General features: G+C 63.9%; 16 protein-coding genes and 1 pseudogene. 7 read left to right on the top strand and 10 right to left on the bottom strand.

From position 1 onward, the window contains the following. The first annotated feature begins 7 nt into the window (after window positions 1-7). Window positions 8-3,787: an EAL domain-containing protein gene (locus tag GNH96_RS13510; protein ID WP_228719870.1), complete on the top strand. Its 3,780-nt coding sequence runs from the start codon at window positions 8-10 to the stop codon at window positions 3,785-3,787. On the opposite strand, the gene GNH96_RS13505 is transcribed toward GNH96_RS13510, so the two are convergent. Then, entirely contained in the window at window positions 3,750-4,340 is a 591-nt protein-coding gene (locus GNH96_RS13505; RefSeq protein ID WP_169604148.1) for an rRNA large subunit pseudouridine synthase E, read from the bottom strand. The genes GNH96_RS13510 and GNH96_RS13505 overlap by 38 nt on opposite strands. Before the next feature lie 145 nt (window positions 4,341-4,485). Between GNH96_RS13505 and GNH96_RS13500 the strand changes: the two genes are divergently transcribed. Together GNH96_RS13500 and GNH96_RS13495 are read left to right on the top strand one after the other, a co-directional pair. Then, complete coding sequence (locus GNH96_RS13500) at window positions 4,486-5,055, top strand: Uma2 family endonuclease (RefSeq protein WP_169604147.1); 570 nt, start codon at window positions 4,486-4,488, stop codon at window positions 5,053-5,055. Between the two features lie 64 nt (window positions 5,056-5,119). Further along, entirely contained in the window at window positions 5,120-5,950 is an 831-nt protein-coding gene (locus tag GNH96_RS13495; protein ID WP_169604146.1) for a TrmH family RNA methyltransferase, read from the top strand. Between the two features lie 210 nt (window positions 5,951-6,160). Here GNH96_RS13495 and GNH96_RS13490 read toward each other — a convergent pair whose 3' ends face one another. Both GNH96_RS13490 and GNH96_RS13485 read right to left on the bottom strand, forming a co-directional pair. Continuing rightward, window positions 6,161-7,933: a serine/threonine-protein kinase gene (locus GNH96_RS13490; RefSeq protein WP_169604145.1), complete on the bottom strand. Its 1,773-nt coding sequence runs from the start codon at window positions 7,931-7,933 to the stop codon at window positions 6,161-6,163. A gap of 11 nt (window positions 7,934-7,944) precedes the next feature. Beyond that, window positions 7,945-8,388 carry a putative lipoprotein gene (locus tag GNH96_RS13485; RefSeq protein ID WP_169604144.1) on the bottom strand — a complete coding sequence of 148 codons (444 nt, stop codon included), beginning with the start codon at window positions 8,386-8,388 and terminating at the stop codon, window positions 7,945-7,947. A gap of 207 nt (window positions 8,389-8,595) precedes the next feature. Here GNH96_RS13485 and GNH96_RS13480 point away from each other — a divergent pair. Together GNH96_RS13480 and GNH96_RS13475 are read left to right on the top strand one after the other, a co-directional pair. Next, window positions 8,596-8,733: pseudogene (locus tag GNH96_RS13480) on the top strand (IS3 family transposase); the annotation flags it as partial. Window positions 8,734-9,178: 445 nt separating this feature from the next. Then, on the top strand, window positions 9,179-10,936 hold the full coding sequence (locus GNH96_RS13475) for a patatin-like phospholipase family protein (protein ID WP_169604143.1): 1,758 nt from the start codon (window positions 9,179-9,181) through the stop codon (window positions 10,934-10,936). A gap of 44 nt (window positions 10,937-10,980) precedes the next feature. Here the strand turns inward: GNH96_RS13475 and GNH96_RS13470 are convergent, their stop codons facing one another. Further along, window positions 10,981-13,143 (bottom strand): RelA/SpoT family protein, encoded by a 2,163-nt coding sequence (locus tag GNH96_RS13470; RefSeq protein ID WP_169604142.1) that lies wholly within the window; start codon window positions 13,141-13,143, stop codon window positions 10,981-10,983. A 177-nt stretch (window positions 13,144-13,320) separates the two neighbouring features. On the opposite strand from GNH96_RS13470, the gene GNH96_RS13465 reads away from it, so the two are divergent. Both GNH96_RS13465 and GNH96_RS13460 read left to right on the top strand, forming a co-directional pair. Further along, window positions 13,321-14,319, top strand: a complete 999-nt coding sequence (locus GNH96_RS13465; RefSeq protein ID WP_228719869.1) for a CHAD domain-containing protein — start codon at window positions 13,321-13,323, stop codon at window positions 14,317-14,319. A 37-nt stretch (window positions 14,320-14,356) separates the two neighbouring features. After that, complete coding sequence (locus GNH96_RS13460; protein ID WP_169604141.1) at window positions 14,357-15,679, top strand: NAD(P)/FAD-dependent oxidoreductase; 1,323 nt, start codon at window positions 14,357-14,359, stop codon at window positions 15,677-15,679. Between the two features lie 41 nt (window positions 15,680-15,720). Here GNH96_RS13460 and GNH96_RS13455 read toward each other — a convergent pair whose 3' ends face one another. From GNH96_RS13455 to GNH96_RS13430, 6 genes are all read right to left on the bottom strand, one after another. Beyond that, entirely contained in the window at window positions 15,721-16,569 is an 849-nt protein-coding gene (locus GNH96_RS13455) for a 23S rRNA (adenine(2030)-N(6))-methyltransferase RlmJ (protein WP_169604140.1), read from the bottom strand. Window positions 16,570-16,623: 54 nt separating this feature from the next. Continuing rightward, entirely contained in the window at window positions 16,624-17,037 is a 414-nt protein-coding gene (locus tag GNH96_RS13450; protein WP_169604139.1) for a hypothetical protein, read from the bottom strand. Between the two features lie 66 nt (window positions 17,038-17,103). Continuing rightward, on the bottom strand, window positions 17,104-17,241 hold the full coding sequence (locus tag GNH96_RS13445; protein ID WP_169604138.1) for a hypothetical protein: 138 nt from the start codon (window positions 17,239-17,241) through the stop codon (window positions 17,104-17,106). A 209-nt stretch (window positions 17,242-17,450) separates the two neighbouring features. Continuing rightward, window positions 17,451-19,811, bottom strand: a complete 2,361-nt coding sequence (locus GNH96_RS13440) for a P-type ATPase (RefSeq protein WP_169604137.1) — start codon at window positions 19,809-19,811, stop codon at window positions 17,451-17,453. 42 nt (window positions 19,812-19,853) lie between these two features. Further along, on the bottom strand, window positions 19,854-20,045 hold the full coding sequence (locus GNH96_RS13435; protein ID WP_169604136.1) for a hypothetical protein: 192 nt from the start codon (window positions 20,043-20,045) through the stop codon (window positions 19,854-19,856). A 56-nt stretch (window positions 20,046-20,101) separates the two neighbouring features. Then, entirely contained in the window at window positions 20,102-20,623 is a 522-nt protein-coding gene (locus GNH96_RS13430) for a hypothetical protein (protein ID WP_169604135.1), read from the bottom strand. Window positions 20,624-20,666: the final 43 nt, after the last annotated feature.

The raw sequence follows: 20,666 nt of genomic DNA, 5'->3' as shown, positions 1-20,666 counted from the left end.
TATGGGCATGAGTCTCCTGTACGGCCGACCGGATCTGATTTATTTCCTTTACGGCCTGTCATTCATCCTGCTGGCGGCCGTTTGCGGGGCGATCCACGACAGGGTCCGTCAGCGCCTGCCTTGGCTGTGGCTGGGGATGTTCGGCGTCGCTCATGGCGCCAACGAATGGCTGGATCTGTTCGCCTTTTCCCTGGGCGATCATCCGGTCTTCGCTTGGGCGCGGTTGGCCGTTCTGACGATCTCCTTTCTCTGTCTGCTCAATTTCGGGCGGCAAGGGCTGGCCGGTCAGGGAGTCCGGCTTCCTGCGCGATGGTTTTATCCCGCTCTTGCGGCCCTGTTCGTCGGCGCCGGAGGCTGGCGCGTCGAAGGGCTGAGCGGTGCGGTGCATTACGCCCTGGGGCTGAGCGGCGCGTTGGCAGCGGCCTGGGCGCTCGGCCTCGCGGCACGGATGATGGACCGGCGGCATGATCTCCCTCTCGGTCTGGGGGCATTCGCCATGGTTGTCTACGCCGCGAGCATGGGAGGCGACGTTCCCGGAACTCTTCCCTTCCCGCCGGCCGGCTCCGGCGTGGTGCCGACCGGGACCGCGCTGTCCCTGGCGTTGCTGCGAAGCCTCTGCATGCTGGCGATGACCTCCGGCATCTGGCTCCATTACCGCCGCAGCGGGGAACTTCCGGTTCCTGTGGAAGAGCTCAGCGCCGGGATGGGATTCGGTCTGCGGCTCGCTCTGATTGCATCGATCGTCCTGGGGGTTGCGTTCGTACTGACGGAATTTTTCGCACACGCCGCCGACCGGGGCATCCGCCGGGAGTTGTCTGTCCAGGCCGAGACCGTGGCGGCGTCGATCGACCCGGAGCGGGTTCGCCGTGTACGCACAGGGTCGGCGGAGGCCCGGGAAAGGGAGGGGCGCCGGCTTGCCAGCGTGTTGCAGCGTATCGATGCGGCGGATCCCAAACTCGAGCGTCTGTATCTGCTTTTTCCGGAGGGGGGAAGGTCCGTAGGTGCCATCGGGTCCGAAACGGCTGCCCGAGGGGCCGGCGCGGCGATTTTGCAGGCGTATGCCGAGCATGCGGCGGCCCTGGCCGGGTTATTCGCCAGCGGCAGGTCCCTGCTGGTAGGTCCTTACGGCGAAGGCGGCAAGGACACGGTTTCCGCTTTCGCGGCGGTGCGGGATGCCGACACTGCCGAGGTACTCGCCGCGCTGGGTCTGGACATCGACGGCACCGTGCGGCGGGAGCGGCTGGCGGCCTATCGCGTGGTTGCCATCGCAATCACGCTGTTGATCGCCATGGGTACGCTCGGCTTCGAGGTGAGCCGGCAGCGCCTGTGGCTGTCTTCGCGGATCGCCAAGGCGGAGCGGCGGCGTCTGGCCGAAGCCCAGCGCCTCGCCCACGTCGGAAGCTGGGTCTACGATCCGGCGACGGATCGTATGACCTGGTCGGACGAGACCTCCCGGATCTTCGGGCTTGCCCCCGACCGGGAGGCTCCGCGCCGCTTTGGTGAATTCGTGGCAATGTTCGCGCCGGAGGACCGGGAGGCCGTCGAGGCGGCGCTGCGTGAGGAACGCGACGACGCGTTCGGCGTGGAACATGCGCTGCGGGTGCGGCGGCCGGACGGAGTGGTCCGGCATGTGAACTTCACGGTGGAACTGCTGGGGCGGCGGGGGGATTCAAGGCCCGTGCTGCAAGGAACTGTGCAGGATGTCACCGACCAGTGGGAGGCGGGGCAGGCTCTTCGGCAATCCGAAGAAAGGCTTCGCCTTCATGTCGAGCACCTGCCGCTGGCGGTGATCGAATGGGACTTGGATTTCATCGTCACCCGGTGGAATCCGGCCGCGGAAAAAATCTTCGGCTATAGTGCGGACCAGATGATCGGCCGTTCCGTCGACGCGCTTTTCCTGCAGGAGGTGGGGGAGCGCGTGCACGCGGCTTGGCGGGAGGTGTTGGCGGGCAAGGGAAACCGCAGCGTCAACCAGCATCTGACGGCGGACGGCCGCAGAATACTTTGCGAATGGTACAACACCCCGTTGACGACGCCGGAAGGCAGGGTGATCGGGGTGGCGTCGCTGGCGGAGGACGTCACCCAGCGCGAAACGGTCGAGGCCGAGCTGCGGCTGGCGGCGACGACCTTCGAGACCGACGAAGCCATCATGATTACCGACGCCGACGGCCGTGTCCTCAGGGTCAACGCCGCATTCACCCGGATGACGGGCTACCGGCAGGAAGATGTCGTCGGAAAGAATCCACGGCTGTTCAAGTCCGGCCTGCACGGCGCCGAGTTTTACCGGGAGGTCTGGCGAAGCCTGGAGCAGACGGGACGGTGGCAGGGCGAAATCTGGAATCGCCGGAGGAACGGCGAAGTCTATCCCGAGCGCAAAACGATCACGGCGGTTCGGTCCGGCAGCGGCGAGGTCACGCATTATGTCGCGATCTCGTCCGACATTTCCGAACTCAAGCGTACCGAGGGAAAGATCCGCCAGCTCGCCTACTACGATTCCCTCACCGGGCTGCCGAACCGCAGCCTGATTCTCGAGCGCCTCGCCGAGCAGATGAAGATGGCTCGCCTGCATGGAACCTATGGCGCGCTGCTGTTCATGGACCTGGACTATTTCAAGACCTTGAACGATTCTCTGGGACACCATATGGGTGACCGGCTGCTGGTGCAGGTCGCCGAGCGTCTGAAAAATTGCATGGAGGACGAGGAGGCGGCGGCGCGTTTGGGCGGAGACGAATTCGTCATGCTGCTGCCGCCGGTCAAGCCCAGCGCATCGGTGGCGGCCGGGCAGGCGATCGTCCTTGCGCGGCGGGTGCGCGAGCTCCTGTCGGCGCCTTTTTCGCTCGAGGATCACGTCCATTACGTTTCCGTGAGCATCGGCATCACCGTGTTTCCGGACGGCGTCGATAGCGCGGACGATGCGCTCAAGCAGGCCGACACGGCCATGTACGTGGCCAAGAACGAGGGGCGCGACGGTATCCGCTTTTACAAGAGTGCCATGGAGGCCGTCGTCCGCGGCCGTCTGGAACTGGAAAAGGCGCTGCGCAAGGCGTTGGCCAACGACGAGTTCGAGGTCTACTACCAGCCGCAGATGCTCGGCGACGGCCGGGTGGTGGGCGCCGAGGCGCTGATCCGCTGGTTCCACCCGGAACGCGGAGCGATCTCGCCCGATCAATTCATCCCGGTCTGCGAACAGAACGGCATGATCCTTCGGGTCGGCGCCATCGTCCTGCGGCGGGCGTGTTTCTGCCTTGCGGAGATGAACGGCAAGGGGCTGTCCCTTCCCAAGCTTTCCGTGAACGTCAGTCCGCGCCAGTTCCTGCGCAGCGATTTGATGAGTCAGTTGGAGCAGTTCTGTCTGGAGGCCGGTATTTCGCCGGCAGGCCTTTGCCTCGAACTGACGGAAGGCGTGCTGCTGAACCACACCGATCTCGCCGTGGCGCAGATCGAGCGCCTGAAGAACCTCGGCGTGGCTTTCTCCATCGACGATTTCGGAACGGGCTATTCCTCCCTGGCCTATCTGAAACACCTGCCGCTGGACGACCTCAAGATCGCCTCGGCGTTCGTCCGCGACCTGGAGCAAGACAGCAACGACGCGGTCATCGTTGAAACCATCGTCAGCATGGCCCGCCATCTTGGGCTCGACGTCATTGCCGAAGGCGTGGAAACCCGGGCCCAGGTCGATATCCTGGAGCGCTACGGCTGCCGCCGGTTCCAGGGCAATTACTTCGCCCGGCCGATGCCCAAGGACGAGTTCATCCGCTTCGTCGCCGAGCGCCAGCGCTCCGGCTGAGGCCGTTTCCGGGAGGCGGCGGCAGTTCCCGCCATGTCCCCGGCGCCAGCCCTTCGAGAGTCCAGGCGCCGATGGCCCAGCGGATCAGGCGCAGGGTCGGGAAGCCCACGGCCGCCGTCATCCGCCGCACCTGGCGGTTGCGGCCTTCGCGCAGCACCAGCTCCAGCCAGGCGGTCGGGATGGCCGCGCGGTAGCGGATCGGCGGTTCGCGCGGCCACAGCCAGGCCGGTTCGGGGATCATGCGCGCCTCGGCCGGACCGGTGCTGCCGTCGTTCAGCCGCACCCCTTGCCGCAGCCGCTCCAGCGCCGCTTCATCGGGCAGCCCCTCGACCTGGGCCAGATAGGTCTTCGCCATCTTGTGGCGGGGGTCGGCGATGCGGGCCTGAAGACGGCCGTCGTCGGTGAGGACCAGCAGACCCTCGGAATCGCGATCGAGGCGGCCGGCAGGGTAGATGCCGGGGATGGGAATGAAGTCGGCCAGCGTCGCCCGGCCGTGTTCGCGGTCGGTGAACTGGGTGAGGACGTCGTAGGGTTTGTTGAAGAGGATGATCATGGGTAGTCCTCCGAGGTCTATGCAACGGCGCCGGGACGCTTGGCGGCGTTGCCGGCCCTATTGTCAATCACGAGGGTTCGGTTGTGGGCTTCGGCGGGGGATAATGGGCGCGTGCCAGGCCATCTGATCGCTGGAGGTAGGAACGATGTCGGCTGTTATCCAAGATGCGAGCCCATACGCCCGGCTGCTGGCCTTGCCGGAAACTCTGGTCGGGGAAATCATAGGCGGCGAGCTGTATGCGCAACCCCGGCCAGCCGGTCCTCACGCGGTGTCGGCTTCTGCGCTGGGCGGGGAGCTGTACGGCTTCTTTCACAAGGGCCGGGGTGGTCCGGGGGGCTGGTGGATCATCGACGAGCCGGAGGTTCATTTCGTGCGCGATACCGAAGTGCTGGTCCCGGATATCGCTGGCTGGCGCCGCGAGCGGATGCCGAATCCGCCGCAGGACCATCGCTTCGAGATTGTCCCCGACTGGCTGTGCGAAATCCTTTCTCCCGCCACGCAAAGGAAAGACCGGGTGGTCAAGATGAAAGTCTATGCCCGTTACGAAGTGGCCTATCTATGGCTGGTCGATCCCTTCGCGCGGATTCTTGAAACCTATGCCCTCGACGGCGGTCATTGGAGCGTGACCGGCTTGTATCAGGACCAGGACGAAGTTTGCGCCCCGCCTTTCGAAGCCGTCACGCTCGCTCTGGGCGACCTTTGGGGAGGAAGCTGACCGGCTTTACCGCGGGGGCGGCCGATGTGCCGTATCGTAGCGATTTTTCGAAAGGGATGTTTTAGTGAAGCAAAAAACCAGACAGCCCGCAGGTTCCGGCAGGCGTAACGCCGGAGCGGTTCGCCGGAAGCCGGTTTCTGCACGGGTGGCCGGAGCCGCGGAAGAGAAGCTTACCAAAGTTGCCGGGCTGTCGGCCGTGGCGGCGGTGTTCCGGCGCGATCCCGAGCGGGTGGTGCGGCTGTATTACGACGAGTCGCTGAAAACAGCGGCAGGGCCGTATTGCGCCGAGCTGGCGCGGCGGCGCCGGCCGTACCGCCTGCTGGCACCGGACGAACTCGCCCGTGTCGCCGGCACCGTCTTGCACGGCGGCATCGTGGCCGCGGTCAGGCCCCGAGAGGTGCCGGACCTCGCCCTCGAAACCGCGAAGCAATGGGCGAAAGCGGGCGCTGCGGCAGTGCTGCTGGACGGCGTGGGCAATCCCCACAATCTCGGCGCCATTGCCCGCACCCTGGCGTTCTTCGGGCTGGAGCACCTGCTCCTGTCCGACCATCCGGCCCAGGCGGGTCTGTCGGACGCGGCCTATCGGGTAGCCGAAGGCGGGCTGGAGTTCCTGGACGTCCGGCGCCTTACCGGCGTGGCGCAGCATCTGAAAAGCCTGCGGCTGCATTACCACGTCGTCGGCACCGCCCTGCATGCCAAAGGCGTTCCGCCCGAAGCCGTGCCACGGGACCGCCGCCCCTTCCTGCTGGTCCTGGGCAACGAAGAAAACGGCCTGCCGCCCCAGACCCTCGCCGCCTGCGAAACCATCGTCACCATTCCGGGCAGCGGGCAGGTCCAGTCCTTGAATGTTTCGGCGACGGCGGCGATTCTTGTGTATTCGCTGCTGTCGCGGTGAAGAGTCGGGTCACGACCGCCGATGACTGACGGATAATCTCGCGCCGCAAGGTAACCCAATCCTGGTTGGCCAGGTTCAAGGTGGGCGCACGCCATCGGAATCAAGGATCGGCGGATCAGGGTTACCCCGTGCCTCGGGAGGCGCTTCGCATGCAGGCTTGCTGGCCAGCTCCGCGTCGTTGGTCCGGCAAATTAGACGGATTGGCTTGATTCATCCGCCGCCTCGATGAAACGTCCCCTTGCGAATGTTGAAAAAAGCCAATTCCGGCAGGCTGACCAGCATCCCGCGCAAGCCTAGGTAGAACGTCCGGCCCGAGTCGAACGGGCTCGTCACGATGCCGGCCAAGGTTTCCAGCCCGCCGGTAGCCAGATTGGCCGCGCCGAACAGCGGCCGGGCCAATGCCGGGGCATCGGTGAAGAACAGGAACAGCGAGTCTTCGTCATTCGGGCGGTAAATCGCGGAGCTCAGCGGGCTGAGTTCGGCCAGGTAAGCTTCGCTGTCGAGGGTTTCGAGGAAACGCTTACGGCGGGATGCGAGTTCGAAGGATTCCACGACCCGGTACCGTCGCTCCACGTTCTGCGCGGAGACGAAGGGGATGGCGTTGGCGGCCATCGGCTCGATGCGTCCGCCCAAGCCTTCGACGCCGGGCCGGGCGCCTTCGTCCAGGGTCCGGAAGATCTCGGTGACGCAGTTCCGGTTCACCAGATGGTAGCGGTAGAGCGCGGCGAGCCGTTCGCCATGCGCGGCCTCGGCGGCGCGGAGCCCTCGCGCGGCGTCTCGCATTTCGTCTGCGCCCAATGCCGGGCGGACGATTTCTTCGGGAATGCCGGGGCGTGCAGGCATCAGTCCGCTGGGGACGCGCAGCCGGAACGGTACTCGGCCCGCCAGCGCCTTGCGGGCATCGAGCCGGCGGTTCGCCGCGTTTTCCAAGAGGCTGTAGCCGACTTCGTCGAGTTCCCGGCCGTTCGATAGCTCCCGCCGGGCCTGCCGGAAATCGGCATCCGCGGCGCTGAAAATGGGTGGGGCGCCGCGCCAGGGCAACTCTGCCGCTTCCCGTCCCTTCAGTGTGTCCAGGAACACCAGCCGGCCGTAGCGCAGGGTCTTGCCCAGCGCTTCCAGCCGGGCCAAGGCGACGAGGAGGCCGGGACCCTGGTCCGGGCGCGGATGCTCCAGCGTCGCCAGCACCGATTCCGCCAGCTTACGGCTGAAGGCTTGGAGTGCGTCGATCTCGTCCGGCTTGAGCGCGAATTCGCGGCCGGGCGGCGCATGGTAGGCATCGCGCCGTAGCGGGGCGGCGCGCTCCAGCAGCCGATAGGCTTCCAGCAGGGCGTGGAAGTCGTGATAGCGGTCGGCGAAGCGGTAGCGCCAGGGAGCTGAGCTGTGGACGTCGGCCGGCAGAGGGTCGTCCGGCGGGTCCGGCCGCAGCGCCGAGATCGCTTGGCGGACGGCGTCCATGCGCATCCGGATGCCGTCGGCGCCATGGCGGGTCAGGACGCGGGCGCGCAGTTCGGCCAGCGCGGGGTCTTCGGGCGGGTTCGATTGCGCCGGCTCGAACAGGCCGAGCCCTTTCACGAGGAGCCTTGGCGGCGCACCGGTGGCATCGGCCAGCATTTCCAGGATTTCACGGTCGCGGCGCAGCGCTTCGGGTACCTCGAACTGGGCGTTCTGCCGTTCGAGCCGGGTTTCGAAGCGCTGGTGCAGCGCGGCATAGGTGTCCGGCGTCACCGCGATCCGGCTGATGTGCAGGGTCCGGTTCTCGGTCTCGGTGTAGAGGAGCCGGAACGGCTCGAACGCCTGGCGGGCGGCCCGGATCAGGCCGCCTTCCGCGTATTCGAAATGGTAAACCTCGTCGCCGAAGCGCAGCGCGGCATGGCCTCCAGCGGCCTGTCCCTCGTTGGCGTCGAGATAGAGATAGTCGATGCGGGCGGAATAGTCCTTTCCGGCATGGACTGCTCCCGCAGCGACGGCCAGGAGCGCGGCCATGGCGCTACGGATCAGCGGTAGCCCTCGTCGATGTACTGCATGCGGGTCGGATCGGAATTGGCCAGGAGGCGCCGCAAGGCATCGTATTGCGGCTGGCCCAGCTTGGCACCGGCCAGGCCCTTGCCGATGGCGACGTAGGTGTCCTTGTCGCTGTCCCAGCCGGTGATGCCGTATTCCTGCGCCAGCTGGCTGATCCGTGCGTAAAAGGCCACGGTGTCGCTGCTGCCGGAATTCGCGAACTCGGTGGTGTACTCGCTGACGCTTTTTTCGTAACGCGCCTTCTTGTTCTGCGAAGACTTCGAACTCGACGAGCTGGATTCCGAAATGGACGCCGACGAAGTGAACGGGCTGGCGGAAGTCTTGACCGAACTCTCCGAACTGTAGGAGAAGGAACAGCCTTGCAGGACCAAAGTGGCCGCGGGGGCGAGGATCAGCGATTTGAAATGCATAGCCATCGGAGTGTTCCAGGCGTTGGCCCAAAAGGGGTGGATGAAAAAGGCGCGGATGAGCACGCTTGCCGAGATTATAGGCTTCTTTCATCCCGCTTTTTGAGAGCCTGCGGAAAGTCTACGGCGCTGACGAACGTCACGGCGTCGCGGGTCGTCAAGGTCTGACCTGCCCCGGGATTTTCCGGAGACGCCCTTGTTTGAGAGCATGGAGTCATGAACAGATCATCGAAATTTTCACCGGAAGTCCGAGAGCGAGCCGTCCGGATGGTTTTTGAACACCAGGGCGAGCACGAGTCGCGGTGGGCCGCGATCTACTCCATCGCCAGCAAGATCGGCTGCGCGGCCGAGACGCATCTTTGCTCTGACACTCCCGGTCCCTGGGTCTATCGAGGGGACGGCCAGTGTTACCAGTCACACGTGTCGTCCTGACCGTCGAAAGACCTTCACGCCGCCGCAACCGGTGTCGTCGACGCGCAGGTGATCGAGCAGCAGGCGCTGGTTGAGCAGTTCGAATACCTTGTAACAATCCTCAAGAGATCATGAATTAGCTGTAAATGTTCTACAGGGTTCGGGGCGAAATGGAAGCAGATTTCTTAAGTTGGGAGGATTGGCTATGGTGGTGGAGCTGGCTCCTGTTTCCTGCCCTGGGCCACCGCTGCGACCGTTTTGATTCTGGTCATGGCGCTGCCGTACCTGGTTTTCCGATGCCGGGGCGCGCACAATCTGAAAAATGGTGTTAGCCTGGTGAAGGTACTGATGCCATCCCAAAAAACATCTACGAACGGGGGAGAGTGCCATGTCTGCAGATTCCAATGCGTGGAAGCTGGGCAAGGATAGCAAGCTCGGTTTGGCCTTGTCGGGCGGTGGCTTTCGAGCCTCGCTGTTTCACATCGGCGTTCTCGCCAGATTGGCGGAACTCGATCTACTACGCCAGGTGGAAGTGCTGTCCACGGTATCCGGAGGTTCCATCGTAGGCGCTCTTTACTATTTGAAAGTTAAGCAGCTCCTGGAAGGTCGCAGACCCGACGGGTTAAAACCGTCATCACAGGCCTATGTCGTCATCGTACAGGAAATCGAACGGGAATTCGTTAAAGGCGTACAGAACAACTTGCGCATGCGGGCGTTATCTGATCCGCTGAAAAACGCCAGGATGATGCTCAGCGATGATTACTCCAGAAGCGATCGCATGGCGGAGCTCTATGAGGAGTATTTTTACCGCAAGATCTGGCATGAAATGGAATCGGATGATCAAGGAAGCATTCGTTTGAAGGACATCAAAATAACGCCGGCTGGATATAAGGTGCCGTTCAACGTGCGCGAATACAACAAGGAGGAGACGATTTATAAGGTGCCTATTTTGGCCATTAACGCAACTATTTTGAATACCGGGGAGTCGTGGCTGTTTACGGCTTCTTATATCGGGTCGTCCGGCGATAAGGAAGACAATTCCGCTCTCCCCTATTCAAAGCTTCGGTTTGGTGATGCTGCATTGCCACCAAAGGTGCGTGCCAAGCTCGACACAATCAACCTCGCCGATGCTGTGGCAGCGTCTGCGTGCGTACCGGTCCTGTTGTCACCTTTTGCCATTCATGACTTGTATCAGGAGGACGGGAAAGAGGTGGTCGTCGAACTGGTCGACGGTGGTGTCTATGACAATCAGGGGTTGGAAACGCTGTTCCGCGAGGAGTGTACTCACATTATCTGCAGCGATGCCTCCGGCCAACTGCAAAGCGACCGTACTCCGAATAGTTCAGCCTCATCGGTAGGTGCGCGGAGCAACGAAATACTCATGAAGAGGGTGCGGGAGGAGACCCTGGACGAGTTGGGCAGCAGGGTGGAACATGGACTGCTCAAATCCGCCGCTTTTTTTCACCTGCGAAATACGTTTTCAGGAACGGATCAGTTTCCAAATCTGAGCGAGCCGGTCGATCGTAGCGACAATGCAACCAATGGCGAGGTATTTCTGCTATCCGCATTGCGTACCGATCTGGATTCGTTTTCAGATATCGAGGCTAGCGTGCTGATGTATGATGGGTATTGCCTTTGCGACAGTCATCTGAATGACGGCGCGGGTCTGACCGAGGTTTCGGCCAATCAGTGGGGGTTTCTGAGGATTCGTGAGTTGATGCGTCACGATCGGCGAAGACTCATCAAGCATCTCGCTGTGGGAAGAAACATGTTATTCAAGGTATTCTTTTTGCTCGGACATCTCGGATGGGTCATTGCTGCGCTGTTGGTGGCGGGGCTGTTGGCGTTGCTTTGGCTGCTTTCCGGTACTGGCGTATATCAATCAATAGGGGAATTCTGCGATATTTTTGAATCTCCGGACGCATTGGTCGCTGCGATGGCGTTCGGATTGTTATCATGGATTTTGACAAAGCTGTCGCATACCTCTGGGTTAAGGTTCGTCTTCGATGCCATTCGAGGTTTCCGTACCGGTAACGTAGGCGGCCTGGTGTTTCCGTTGGCGATTCTTGGCGCGGTGGGGTCGCTGATTTCTTATATCCATGTGAACATTTTCGACCGCGTGTTTCTTAAACTTGGAAAGTTGTAGTCCATAACTACAATGTGCTGTTCCCCTTTCTGCATCCAATCCAGTTAGCCATGCAATTTGCGCCGCGCCTCTTGCACATTATGAATCTGCCCGATCTTTTCCAATGCGGTGCTGAGCTGGCCCAGGTCGTGGACTTCGACCGTAATGTCCATGACGACGCTTTGGTCCCGCGGATTGGTCTCGGTATAGGTCCGCGCGATATTGATGTGCTCGTGCGCCAGCACCTGGGTGACGTCTTTGAGCAGTCCCTTGCGGTCGAACGCGCGGACTTCGATGTCGACCGGGAATACCCGTGTTTCCGCGCCCCAGGCGACATCGATCAGCCGGTTGCGTTTTCCCGGGGGAAGCTGGACGACGTTCGGGCAGTCCTGGCGGTGGATGGTCACGCCGCGGCCGACGCCGATGTAGCCGATGATCGGGTCGCCCGGAATCGGCGAGCAGCAGCGGGCGAAATGGGTCAGCAGGTTTCTGACGCCTTGCACGGTGACTTCGCCAGCGCCGCGGGCGGGCCGGGGGGCCGGCTTCCGTTGCGGCGCGGGCACCGGTGGTTGGAATTCCGGCACCTGCAGGGCGGCGGCTAGCTGGCCGGGGCCGATGTCGCCGCGGCCGATGGCGATCAGGACGTCGTCGGGGCGGGGCAGGTGGAAGTGGCGTGCCAAGGCATCCAGGTCGATGTCCCGCGTCTGGAGCTTGTGCTTTTCCTTGTCGAGGATGGCCTTGCCGGCGCGCAGGTGCTTGTCGTGATCCTGCTGTTTGAACCACTGCCTGATCTTGTTGCGGGCATGCGCGGTTCGGATATACCCCAGGCGTTGGTCGAGCCATCCCAGCGTGGGGCCGCCCTGCTTGGCGGTCAGGATTTCGATCTTGTCGCCCGATTTCAACTGATGGGTCAGCGGCACCATGACGCCGTTCACTTTGGCGCCCCGGCAGCGATGGCCGACTTCCGAGTGGATGGCATAGGCGAAATCGATCGGGGTGCTGCCCTTGACCAGGCGGATGACCTGGGCGCGCGGGGTCAGCACGAAGATCGCATCTCCGAAAGGCTCTTCACGGAAGTCCTGCAGCAGGGAATCGTTGTCTTCCTCGCTTTCCAGCAAGCGGCGCAGGGAGGCGATGCTGCGGTCGAAAGCCGCGTCCTGGCCTCCGCCTTCCTTGTAGCGCCAATGGGCGGCCACACCGTATTCGGCAAATTCGTGCATCGCGGCGGTACGGATCTGGACTTCCACCGGCCGGTCATCGGGGCCGATGACGACGGTGTGCAGTGACTGGTAGCCATTGTCCTTGGGGTTGGCGATATAGTCGTCGAATTCCTTGGGAATGTGCGGCCACAAGCTGTGTACGGTGCCCAGCACCGTATAGCAGGTCGGGATACTGTCCACTATGACCCGCACCGCCAGCAAGTCGTATAGATCGGCCAGTTGGGCGTGCTTGCGCTCCATCTTCTTCCAGATGCTGTACAGGTGTTTCGGGCGTCCGGAAACCCGCGCATTGACGCCGAGTTTCTTGAGTTCTTCCCGGAGCAGGCCCATGAATTTCTGGATATAGACCTCGCGCTCGGCGCGGTTGGTGGCGAGGGAATTGGCGAGCGTGCGGTATTCGTCCGGATGCAGATAGCGGAACGACAGGTCTTCCAGCTCCCATTTCAGCTGGCCGACGCCGAGGCGGTGCGCCAATGGCGCATAGAGTTCGAGGGTTTCGCGGGCGATGGATTCGCGGATGCCGCTGTCCTGGTACTTCAGGATGCGCATGCGCTGCACCCGGTAGGCGAGCCGGACGAGCACGGCACGGACATCGTTGACCACCGAGAGCAGCATGCGCCGCAGCAGTTCGGCCTGCTCGGGCCCGGGATTTTCCTGCAGCGAATATTCGTTGAAGGTGTTGAGCCAGTTGACCTTTTCCAGCAGCCGCACGGTCTCGTCGTCGAACTGGGTTCGGACGAACTCCGCCGGCAGAGTCTCCCGCAGATAGGGGTCCGCCAACAGGGCTGCCTGGACGCTGTAGGCATCGACCTTCAGTTTGAGCAGGATATGCCCCACGTCGACCCCGCGCGGCCGGGGCGCGGGATCCTTGTCCACGGCTTCGATGGCGAGATCGAGTGCCTTGCGTATATTTTCCGCCTGGGCGGCAGGATAGCCGTTCTCGAACAAATGGTGCAGTTGCGCCGGGTCCAATTTCGAGGCGTCGGATTGGTAGTGCGTATGCTTCATTCAGGCTCGGGGCAAGTGGAGAGGGGCCGGGGGGGGCGAGCGCGAGCGGCCGGTTGCCGCGCCCAAGAGTTCGCTCCCATAATCGGCTGGCGAAAGGGTTCTTCCGCAATCTTAGCAGAACTCGGCTTTGCGGCTGTGGGCCGGCGTCGAAACCGTATGTTGCTCGAGGAGCGCGGCGTGATTCAGGAAACCGAAGGGGACACAGGACGGGCCGGCGTCGAGCCGACGGCGGCATGCCGTGCCGATGTGGCGGTCCGCCGGTTCATTGCGCAGTTCCTCGAGCGCATGCTGTCGTGCGAAGCGGGGATTCTGGAAAACCGTGATCCCGAGGCATTGCACGAATACCGCGTGGCCCTGCGCCGCAGCCGCGCTTTGCTGGGGGAGATGAAAGGCGTGTTCCCCGAACGCGATACCGTCCGCTGTCTGCATCGCTTGAAGTGGCTGGGGGCGCTGACCGGACCGCTGCGGGATTGCCATGTCATGCTTGGCGAATTTCCGGTCTACGAAGCGGCAGTGCCCGAATCGCTGCGGCCGGCGCTGGCGCCGCTGAGGTCGCATCTGGAACAGGAGGCCGCGCGGGCTCACCGGGTTCTGGCGGATCGTCTGCGGCGTCCGGCCTACCGGCGCACGATCGAAAGCTGGCGCCGGTTCCTCGAACGGCCCGCACCGAAGCGGCCGTCGGCGCCGAACGCCCGCGCGCCCGCCGGAGTCGTCTGCGGGCGGCGCATCTGGAAACTCTATCGACGGATGTTGCGGGACGCCGCAGCGCTCGGCCCGGACAGTCCGCAGGAGGCGTTCCATGCCTTGCGCAAGCAGGGCAAGAAACTGCGTTATCTGCTGGAATTTTCGGCCTCGCTCCAGGCCGACGGCAAAATCCGCGGCCTCATCGCCCAATTGAAAAAGCTCCAGGACGTGCTCGGCGAATTCCAGGACGCATCCGTGCAGCGTGCCCGTCTGCTGACGTTGGCGGAACTCATGAGGCAGGAGGGCCAGCCGGTCGAAGCTTTGCTGGCCGTGGGTGTCCTGGTCGGGTCCATGGAACAGCGCCAGTCGCGCTGCAGGGGGGCTTTCCGGGAAAGCTGGGAGGCATTTGGCGGCAAGCCGACCCGCCGGCGTTTTCGCCGGCTGTTCGGCCCGGGCGATGGCGAAGGAGACAGAGACCGGCGCGGGGTTTAAACTTTTTCGGACTCCATACAGAACGGGAAGGGGATTCATGCAACAGAAACAGAACAAGGAGCCGGTACCGCGAATTCTGATCGTCGGCGGAGGCGCCGGAGGCCTGGAGCTTGCGACCAGGCTGGGCAAGACCCTCGGTAAAAAAGGAAAGGCGCGGATCACCCTCATCGACGCCCAGCCCACCCACATCTGGAAGCCGCTGCTGCATGAGGTGGCGGCGGGCACCATGGATGTGAACGACGATGAACTGGATTACCTGGCCCAGGCCAATGCCTGCCACTTCCGTTTCGTGCTCGGACGCATGAACGGCCTGGACCGCACGGCCAAGCAGGTGATGCTCGCGCCGACCCTCAATGCCGCGGGCGAGGAGGTCATTCCCGCCTGCTCTCACCCCTACGACATCCTGGTCATCGCCGTCGGCAGTGTGTGCAACGATTTCGGCGTTCCCGGCGTGGCGCAGAACTGCATCTTTCTGGATACGACCGAGGAGGCCCAGCAGTTTCACCGCCGTCTGCTCGAAGCCTACATGCGCGCCCATGCCATGGGCGGGGCGAAGCAGCCCGGTCAGCTCGACGTGGCCATCGTCGGCGGCGGCGCCACCGGCATCGAGCTTTCGGCGCAACTGCATCAGGCCAGCCGGCTGCTGGCGGCCTATGGCTTGGATAACGTCAAACCGTCGGATATCAAGATTCATTTGATCGAGGCCGCCCCCCGGCTGCTGCCCGAGCTGCCGCCGCGCCTTTCCGAAGCCACCGTCAAGCAACTGCTGGCTCTCGATGTGCAATTGCACCTCGGAGAGCGAGTCGTGGAGGCGCGGCCGGACGGTGTTCTGACGCATACCGGCAAATTCATCCCCGCCGCGCTGAAAGTCTGGGCGGCCGGGGTGAAGGCGCCGGATTTCCTGGCACGGACCGACCTGGAAACCAACCGCATCAATCAGGTCGTGGTGCGCCAGACGCTGCAGACGACGCGGGACGACCACATCTTCGCCATCGGCGACTGCAGCGCCTGTCCCTGGCCGGAAAAGAACGGCGTGGTGCCGCCTCGCGCCCAGTCGGCCCACCAGGAGGCCGACACGGCCTACAAGAACATTCTGCGGCTGCTGGCAGGCAAGGCGCTGGTCGATTATCACTACCGCGACTATGGCTCGCTGGTCTCGCTGGGTCAGTACAGCACGGTGGGCAATCTCATGGGGAACCTCCTGGGCAGCGTGATGATCGAGGGTGTGATCGCCCGGGTGGTCTACCTGAGTCTTTACAAGATGCACCAGTACGCCTTGTTCGGGCCGTTCCGGGTCGGCCTGTTCATGGTCGCTCAATTCTTCAGCCGGAAGTTGCGGCCGAAGATCAAGCTGCACTGAACCAGAAGCGGGAGCGGGCTGGGAGTCCGCTCCTACCGATGTCAGGCCGTTTCGCCCGCCAGCCATTCGATGCGCCAGCCGCCTTCCCCTTGGGGGCTGAGGGCCGCATGCAGCCAGGGCAGCACCGTCTTCATGTGCTCGTCGAGATGCCAGGGCGGGTTGACGATCACCAGGCCGCTGCCGTTCATGTGTTTCTCGCCCGTTTCGGGGCATACCGACAGGTCCAGGGCGAGGAGGCGGTCGATGCCGGTCCGGCGGAATTTCCGGTGCAGCCAATCGGCCGTGCGGCGGTCCTGGATCGGGTACCAATAGGCGAAAATGCCGGTGGGCCAACGTTTCCATGCGGCCGCCGCGGCTTCCACCATCCGCTCGCGCTCGTTGCGCAGCTCGAAGGGCGGATCGCAAAGCACGAGGCCGCGTCGCTCCGCTGGCGGCAGGAAGGCTTTGAGGCCCTGGTAGCCGTCCATCTGGTCAACCGTGATCCGGCGCTCGCCGCCGAAGACGGCGCGCAGCGAATGGATCTCCGTGCCGTGCAATTCGCACAGCGCCATCCGGTCGCCGCTGCGAAGAAAATGCCGGACGATCAGCGGCGAACCGGGGTAATGCCGCAGTTTGCCGCCCGGATTGAGCGCTCTCACCGCGGCGAGATAATCCTCGAGTTCGGGCGGCACCGATGTTAGTTTCCACAACCGTTCGATGCCGCTCCGATGCTCCCGGTTCTTCTTGGCCATGGCCGACTCCAGGTCGTAACGGCCGGCACCGGCGTGGGTGTCCAGATAAAAGAACGGCGCGGGTTTGCGCAGCAGCGATTGGACGATCCGCACCAGCACGGCATGCTTGAGGACGTCGGCGAAATTTCCGGCATGGAAGCCGTGACGGTAGCTCAGCATCGGTCGATTCGAAAGTGGGGGGCGGAACCCGGAAAATCCGGGGCAGGGAAGGGCTCAGCGGGACGACGGCGGGTAGCGCCGTTCCAGGTCGTCCAGGAAGCGACCGATCTGTTTCATGCTGCCTTTCAGGAACCGTGGCGGCCGGCCGTTAAGCCAGTGCTCGATCCGCCCGCTGGTGCCGGGCCACAGCACCAGTCCGCCCATGGCGAGGAAGGGCAGGCCAAGCACGCCCGGCGTGACCAGGCCGACGACGCCGGCGGTGATCAGCAGCCAGGCGACATCATGCGGCATGCGCCGTATCCGTCGTTCGGTCTTCCGTTCAATCGCCAGGGCATCCAGCGTTTCGAGGCTCTTTTCGAGGGCGTCCTCGCCCGCTTGCCGCCCGTCGGTTCCGGACGGGTGCGGATCGCGCCCCTGCTTGCCTTGCCGCCTTGTCGATTTGCGTCCGGGATGAGGAATTTCGGTCATGCTCTGATGAATTCATGGGGAAACGCCGCATGGTACCTTCAGCGGTCGGTGCAGCTCAACCGCCGTTCATGCCGGCGGTATCCGCGCGCCGATGTCCGCCAGACCGCGGAATCCGCTGTGGCGCAGAATCCAGCCGTCCCGCACCCGTTGCTCGGCCATCCTGTCGAGGGCAGCGAGCGCGAATCGCGAGGCCGGGATGGGCACGATTTTCCGCCTCAGCCGGACCGGCGGCCGCTGTGCCCGGTCCGGGAGATGGCTTCCCAAATGAGGCTTGCGCCGCTTCCGGGCGGCGATGGCGCGGACCCCAAGCCGCCTCGTAACGGCTCAGCGGGGCGGAAGGGGTGAGCTGTGTCATGAGACTCCGCAAGGCCGGGAGGGAGAGGCGGCGGCAGTCTCCCCCGACCGGGGAGGGATCAGCGTAGAACCGGAGAGCGGCGCGTCCTTGCCATCTGCAGGGCTCGCCGCATGCGGCGGTCGACGTTCATGACGCCGATATTCGCGATGATCCCGGAGGTGATGCCGTTGAGCAGCCCGGCGAAGGCGCCGGCGATACAGAGCAGGTTCGGGATCGCCGCCATGCGGCAGGCCGAAACGACGTCGGCTTCGTGGCCCTGAGCCAATCCCATCAGATCGACCAAGGGATCGAGCGACTCGCCCAGGATGGCGATGTCACAAGGGCCTCCGTCGGCAGTCTGGCTTCCGAACGCGACGGCGACATGGGCTTCACCGGCGGCGTCCGGATTCCTGCCGAAGTCGAGGACCACCGTGGCGCGAACGCCGCGTTTTTTCAGACCCTGTAGAAAGCGGAGCTTTTGCTCCGGGCTCAGTCCTCCGCCGGAAAGATCGGCCCCGAGGCGCTGCGCGAGTTCGGCGGCTTCGCTTTCCGCTCGGGACGAAACGACGACTATCTGCTGCATGCCGAGCGCGCGGAGACGGGCCAGGGTGCGGGCCGCATGCGGCAGGGCGCCGTAGGCGAACCGCAGTTCGGCGACGTCGACGCCATCGATGCGCACCAGCAAGGGCGCCGGAGCCGTCTTGGAACGGCCGGGACGGTTCACCAGGCTGACGGTATGGCGGCCGATTCGCACGCCGACCGCATCGGCGTCCAGGGACAGCAATTCCGGCTCGCGGACGACCAGCCCCCGCTGCAGACAGCTCCGCGCCAGCGCCTCGGCGCGTTCATCGCCGAGGAAGAGCCCGGCGCCTGCGGCGTGTCGCAGGAGCGTGTCGGTGTCCGGCAGCCGACTGTCCACCTGAGCCAGCTCGAGGTCCGGATCGAGGAGGCCCGGCAGATCGCCGTCGACCACCAGGAAATCGCTTTCCCGGAGACGGACCAGGGCGGAGGGCGATTTGAGCAAGACGCCGCTGTGCAGGGCCAGCCGCATGTCCCGCAGCGTCTGCATCGGGAGGGCGAGACCCGGTCCGCTGACCCAGTCCTGATGCAGGATGGCGCCCACGGTGATCAGATCCCCCGCGGCCCAGCCCACGCCGGCGGTGGCCAGCGTGGGGAGTACCGTGCGGTCCGCAAGATCTTCGGCCTTGCGCCGCATCGTCCGGTCGGCGGGCATCCCCGCGGCGGTTTCGAGGATGGCCCGGGTAAGCTGGGCGGCACGGGTGTCCGGGCCGGTACGGACGACTTCGAGTTCCAGGGCGCCGCTGACGACGACGCTCCCCGCGAGCACTTCGTCACCGGCGCCTTTTCTCATCAGGCCTCGGCTTCCGCGGAGGCTGGTTTCCTGAACCAGGGCGTTGCCGGCGACGACGCGCCCGTCGACCGGACAGGGTTCCGATGTCGGAACCCTGATGCGGTCGCCGGGCCGCAAGTCGGCCACTGCCTCCCGGGTTTCGCGTCCGCCGGTGCCCAGCACGGTGGCCTGAGCCGGAAGCGGCAAACTGTCTTCCAGGAGCGCATGCGTTTCCTGCGCCAGGTTTCTCCGCCAGTTCCGCTGCCAGTAGCGCAGCGACCACTCGGTCAAGGCATAGGCGAGCACTTGGCCGGTGGCGATAGAGCAGGCCAGCAGGGCGGTATGAAAGACCGGCACCCCGAGTTTCCCGCGGCCGATCTGCTTGCCGGCATCCTGCAGGACGCCGAGGTTGGCGGCGACCAGCAGGCCGGCTGCGACCGGCGTCGCAAGCGGCAGCATCAATTCTCCGACGGCGCCGAGGCCCACGCTGGCATGGGCGACCCGGAAATCGACCGATGCGGGTTCGGGAACACGCGACATGTCATTGCCCGTGAGGAATCCTTCGGCAACGCGCACAACGGTCAAAGGCTCGAGCGCCGAGGCGTCATAACGTACCCGGATCGTACCGGAGGCGGCATTTCCGGAGACTCGCGTGACGGCCCCCAGTGCCCCGAGCCCGGCTTCGATGTTCCGGGCGAATGCCGAATGTCCCTTCAGCCGGGGATGCTGCAACTCCAGCCAGCCTTCCTCGATCGCGCCGATCCGGAACAGCGAGATCAAGCCCTCGCGCCGATGGAGCGTCAGCTTGGTATCCGCCGGCCAATGCGGCAAAGCCCGGTCCTCCAATCCGCCGCTGTCGGTGCCGATCGCCGCGGCCAGCCGCTGCCGAAACGCGCTGAGGTTGGCTCCAGCGGTGCGGTGCTTTATGACAGCGCTGCTTTGGGACGGGTCCAGGGTGAGTGATTCGATGTCGGGAAGAGCCAGTACCTGCCGGGCAAAACGGCGGGCAGTCCTTCCGCCGCCCGGGCCGAAGACCCGTCTGTCCTCAATGCGCAGCCAATTGGAACCGAACGTGATGCTCTCGGCCATAAACCAGTTTCTGTTCAGCGTTTGTAGAAAGATATCAAACGGCTAATCGGCGTATGGCTGGATTTCGCCGAGTTCGACCATGCGGTCGAGCTCCATGACGATTTGTTTATCCTGCGCATCCAGTACGTTGTACAGTTCCTGGAGTTGCCTCTGTCGGCGCCGGACCTCGATGACCATGGCCGAGAGAAAGATGGCTGCAAGCGCGGTGGTCAGTGCGTTCGTCACCTGTTCCATGCGGGTGTCCTCCGGTTTCGGTATGCCAAAAAATGCGAATTGACCGAGGCTTTCCGTCAGGCGCCCATGGCGTCTTTGGCGCCTTCACGGATCACCTCGATGGTGCCGATGAAGCCATCCTTGTGAAGCCTGTCCCTGATGTCCTTTTCGATGTTGGGGCTGTCGCGGTGCATGCTCAGGAAGCGTAAAAATTCCTGCAGGGCATGCAGCGCCCGAACGGGTTTCTGGATCAGTCCGAGATTGAGGTGGAAACCATGGTATTCGCCGCCGTCGCGCGGACCGGAGCGGTGCATGTCGCGGACGATGACGACCGGATCCTTTCCGATGAACTGGGGATGCCTCTTGACGATGTCACGGGACTGCTCCGGCGACAGCACATAGAGCGGATCGCCGTCCTGGAACGAGCGGATCATCTCGAAATTGTCCCGGATCACCTGCGCGGCGGGCGAGGTCCAGCCGGTGTCCAGAATGAAGATGCGAAACCGCGGCTGATGGCCGCCGCGGGATTTTTCCGTTGCCGCCGCCGCGGAATGCCCGGACTCGCTGTTGCGGCTGTGGGATGCGTTGGGTTCGGACATGAGAATCCTCCAATGGAATGTTCGGAAACAGATACGTCATGGC

The organism is Methylococcus geothermalis (assembly GCF_012769535.1).
Taxonomy (GTDB): domain Bacteria; phylum Pseudomonadota; class Gammaproteobacteria; order Methylococcales; family Methylococcaceae; genus Methylococcus; species Methylococcus geothermalis.
Note: the sequence above shows the minus strand (reverse complement) of the source record. Positions and strands in the feature narration are given on the sequence as shown.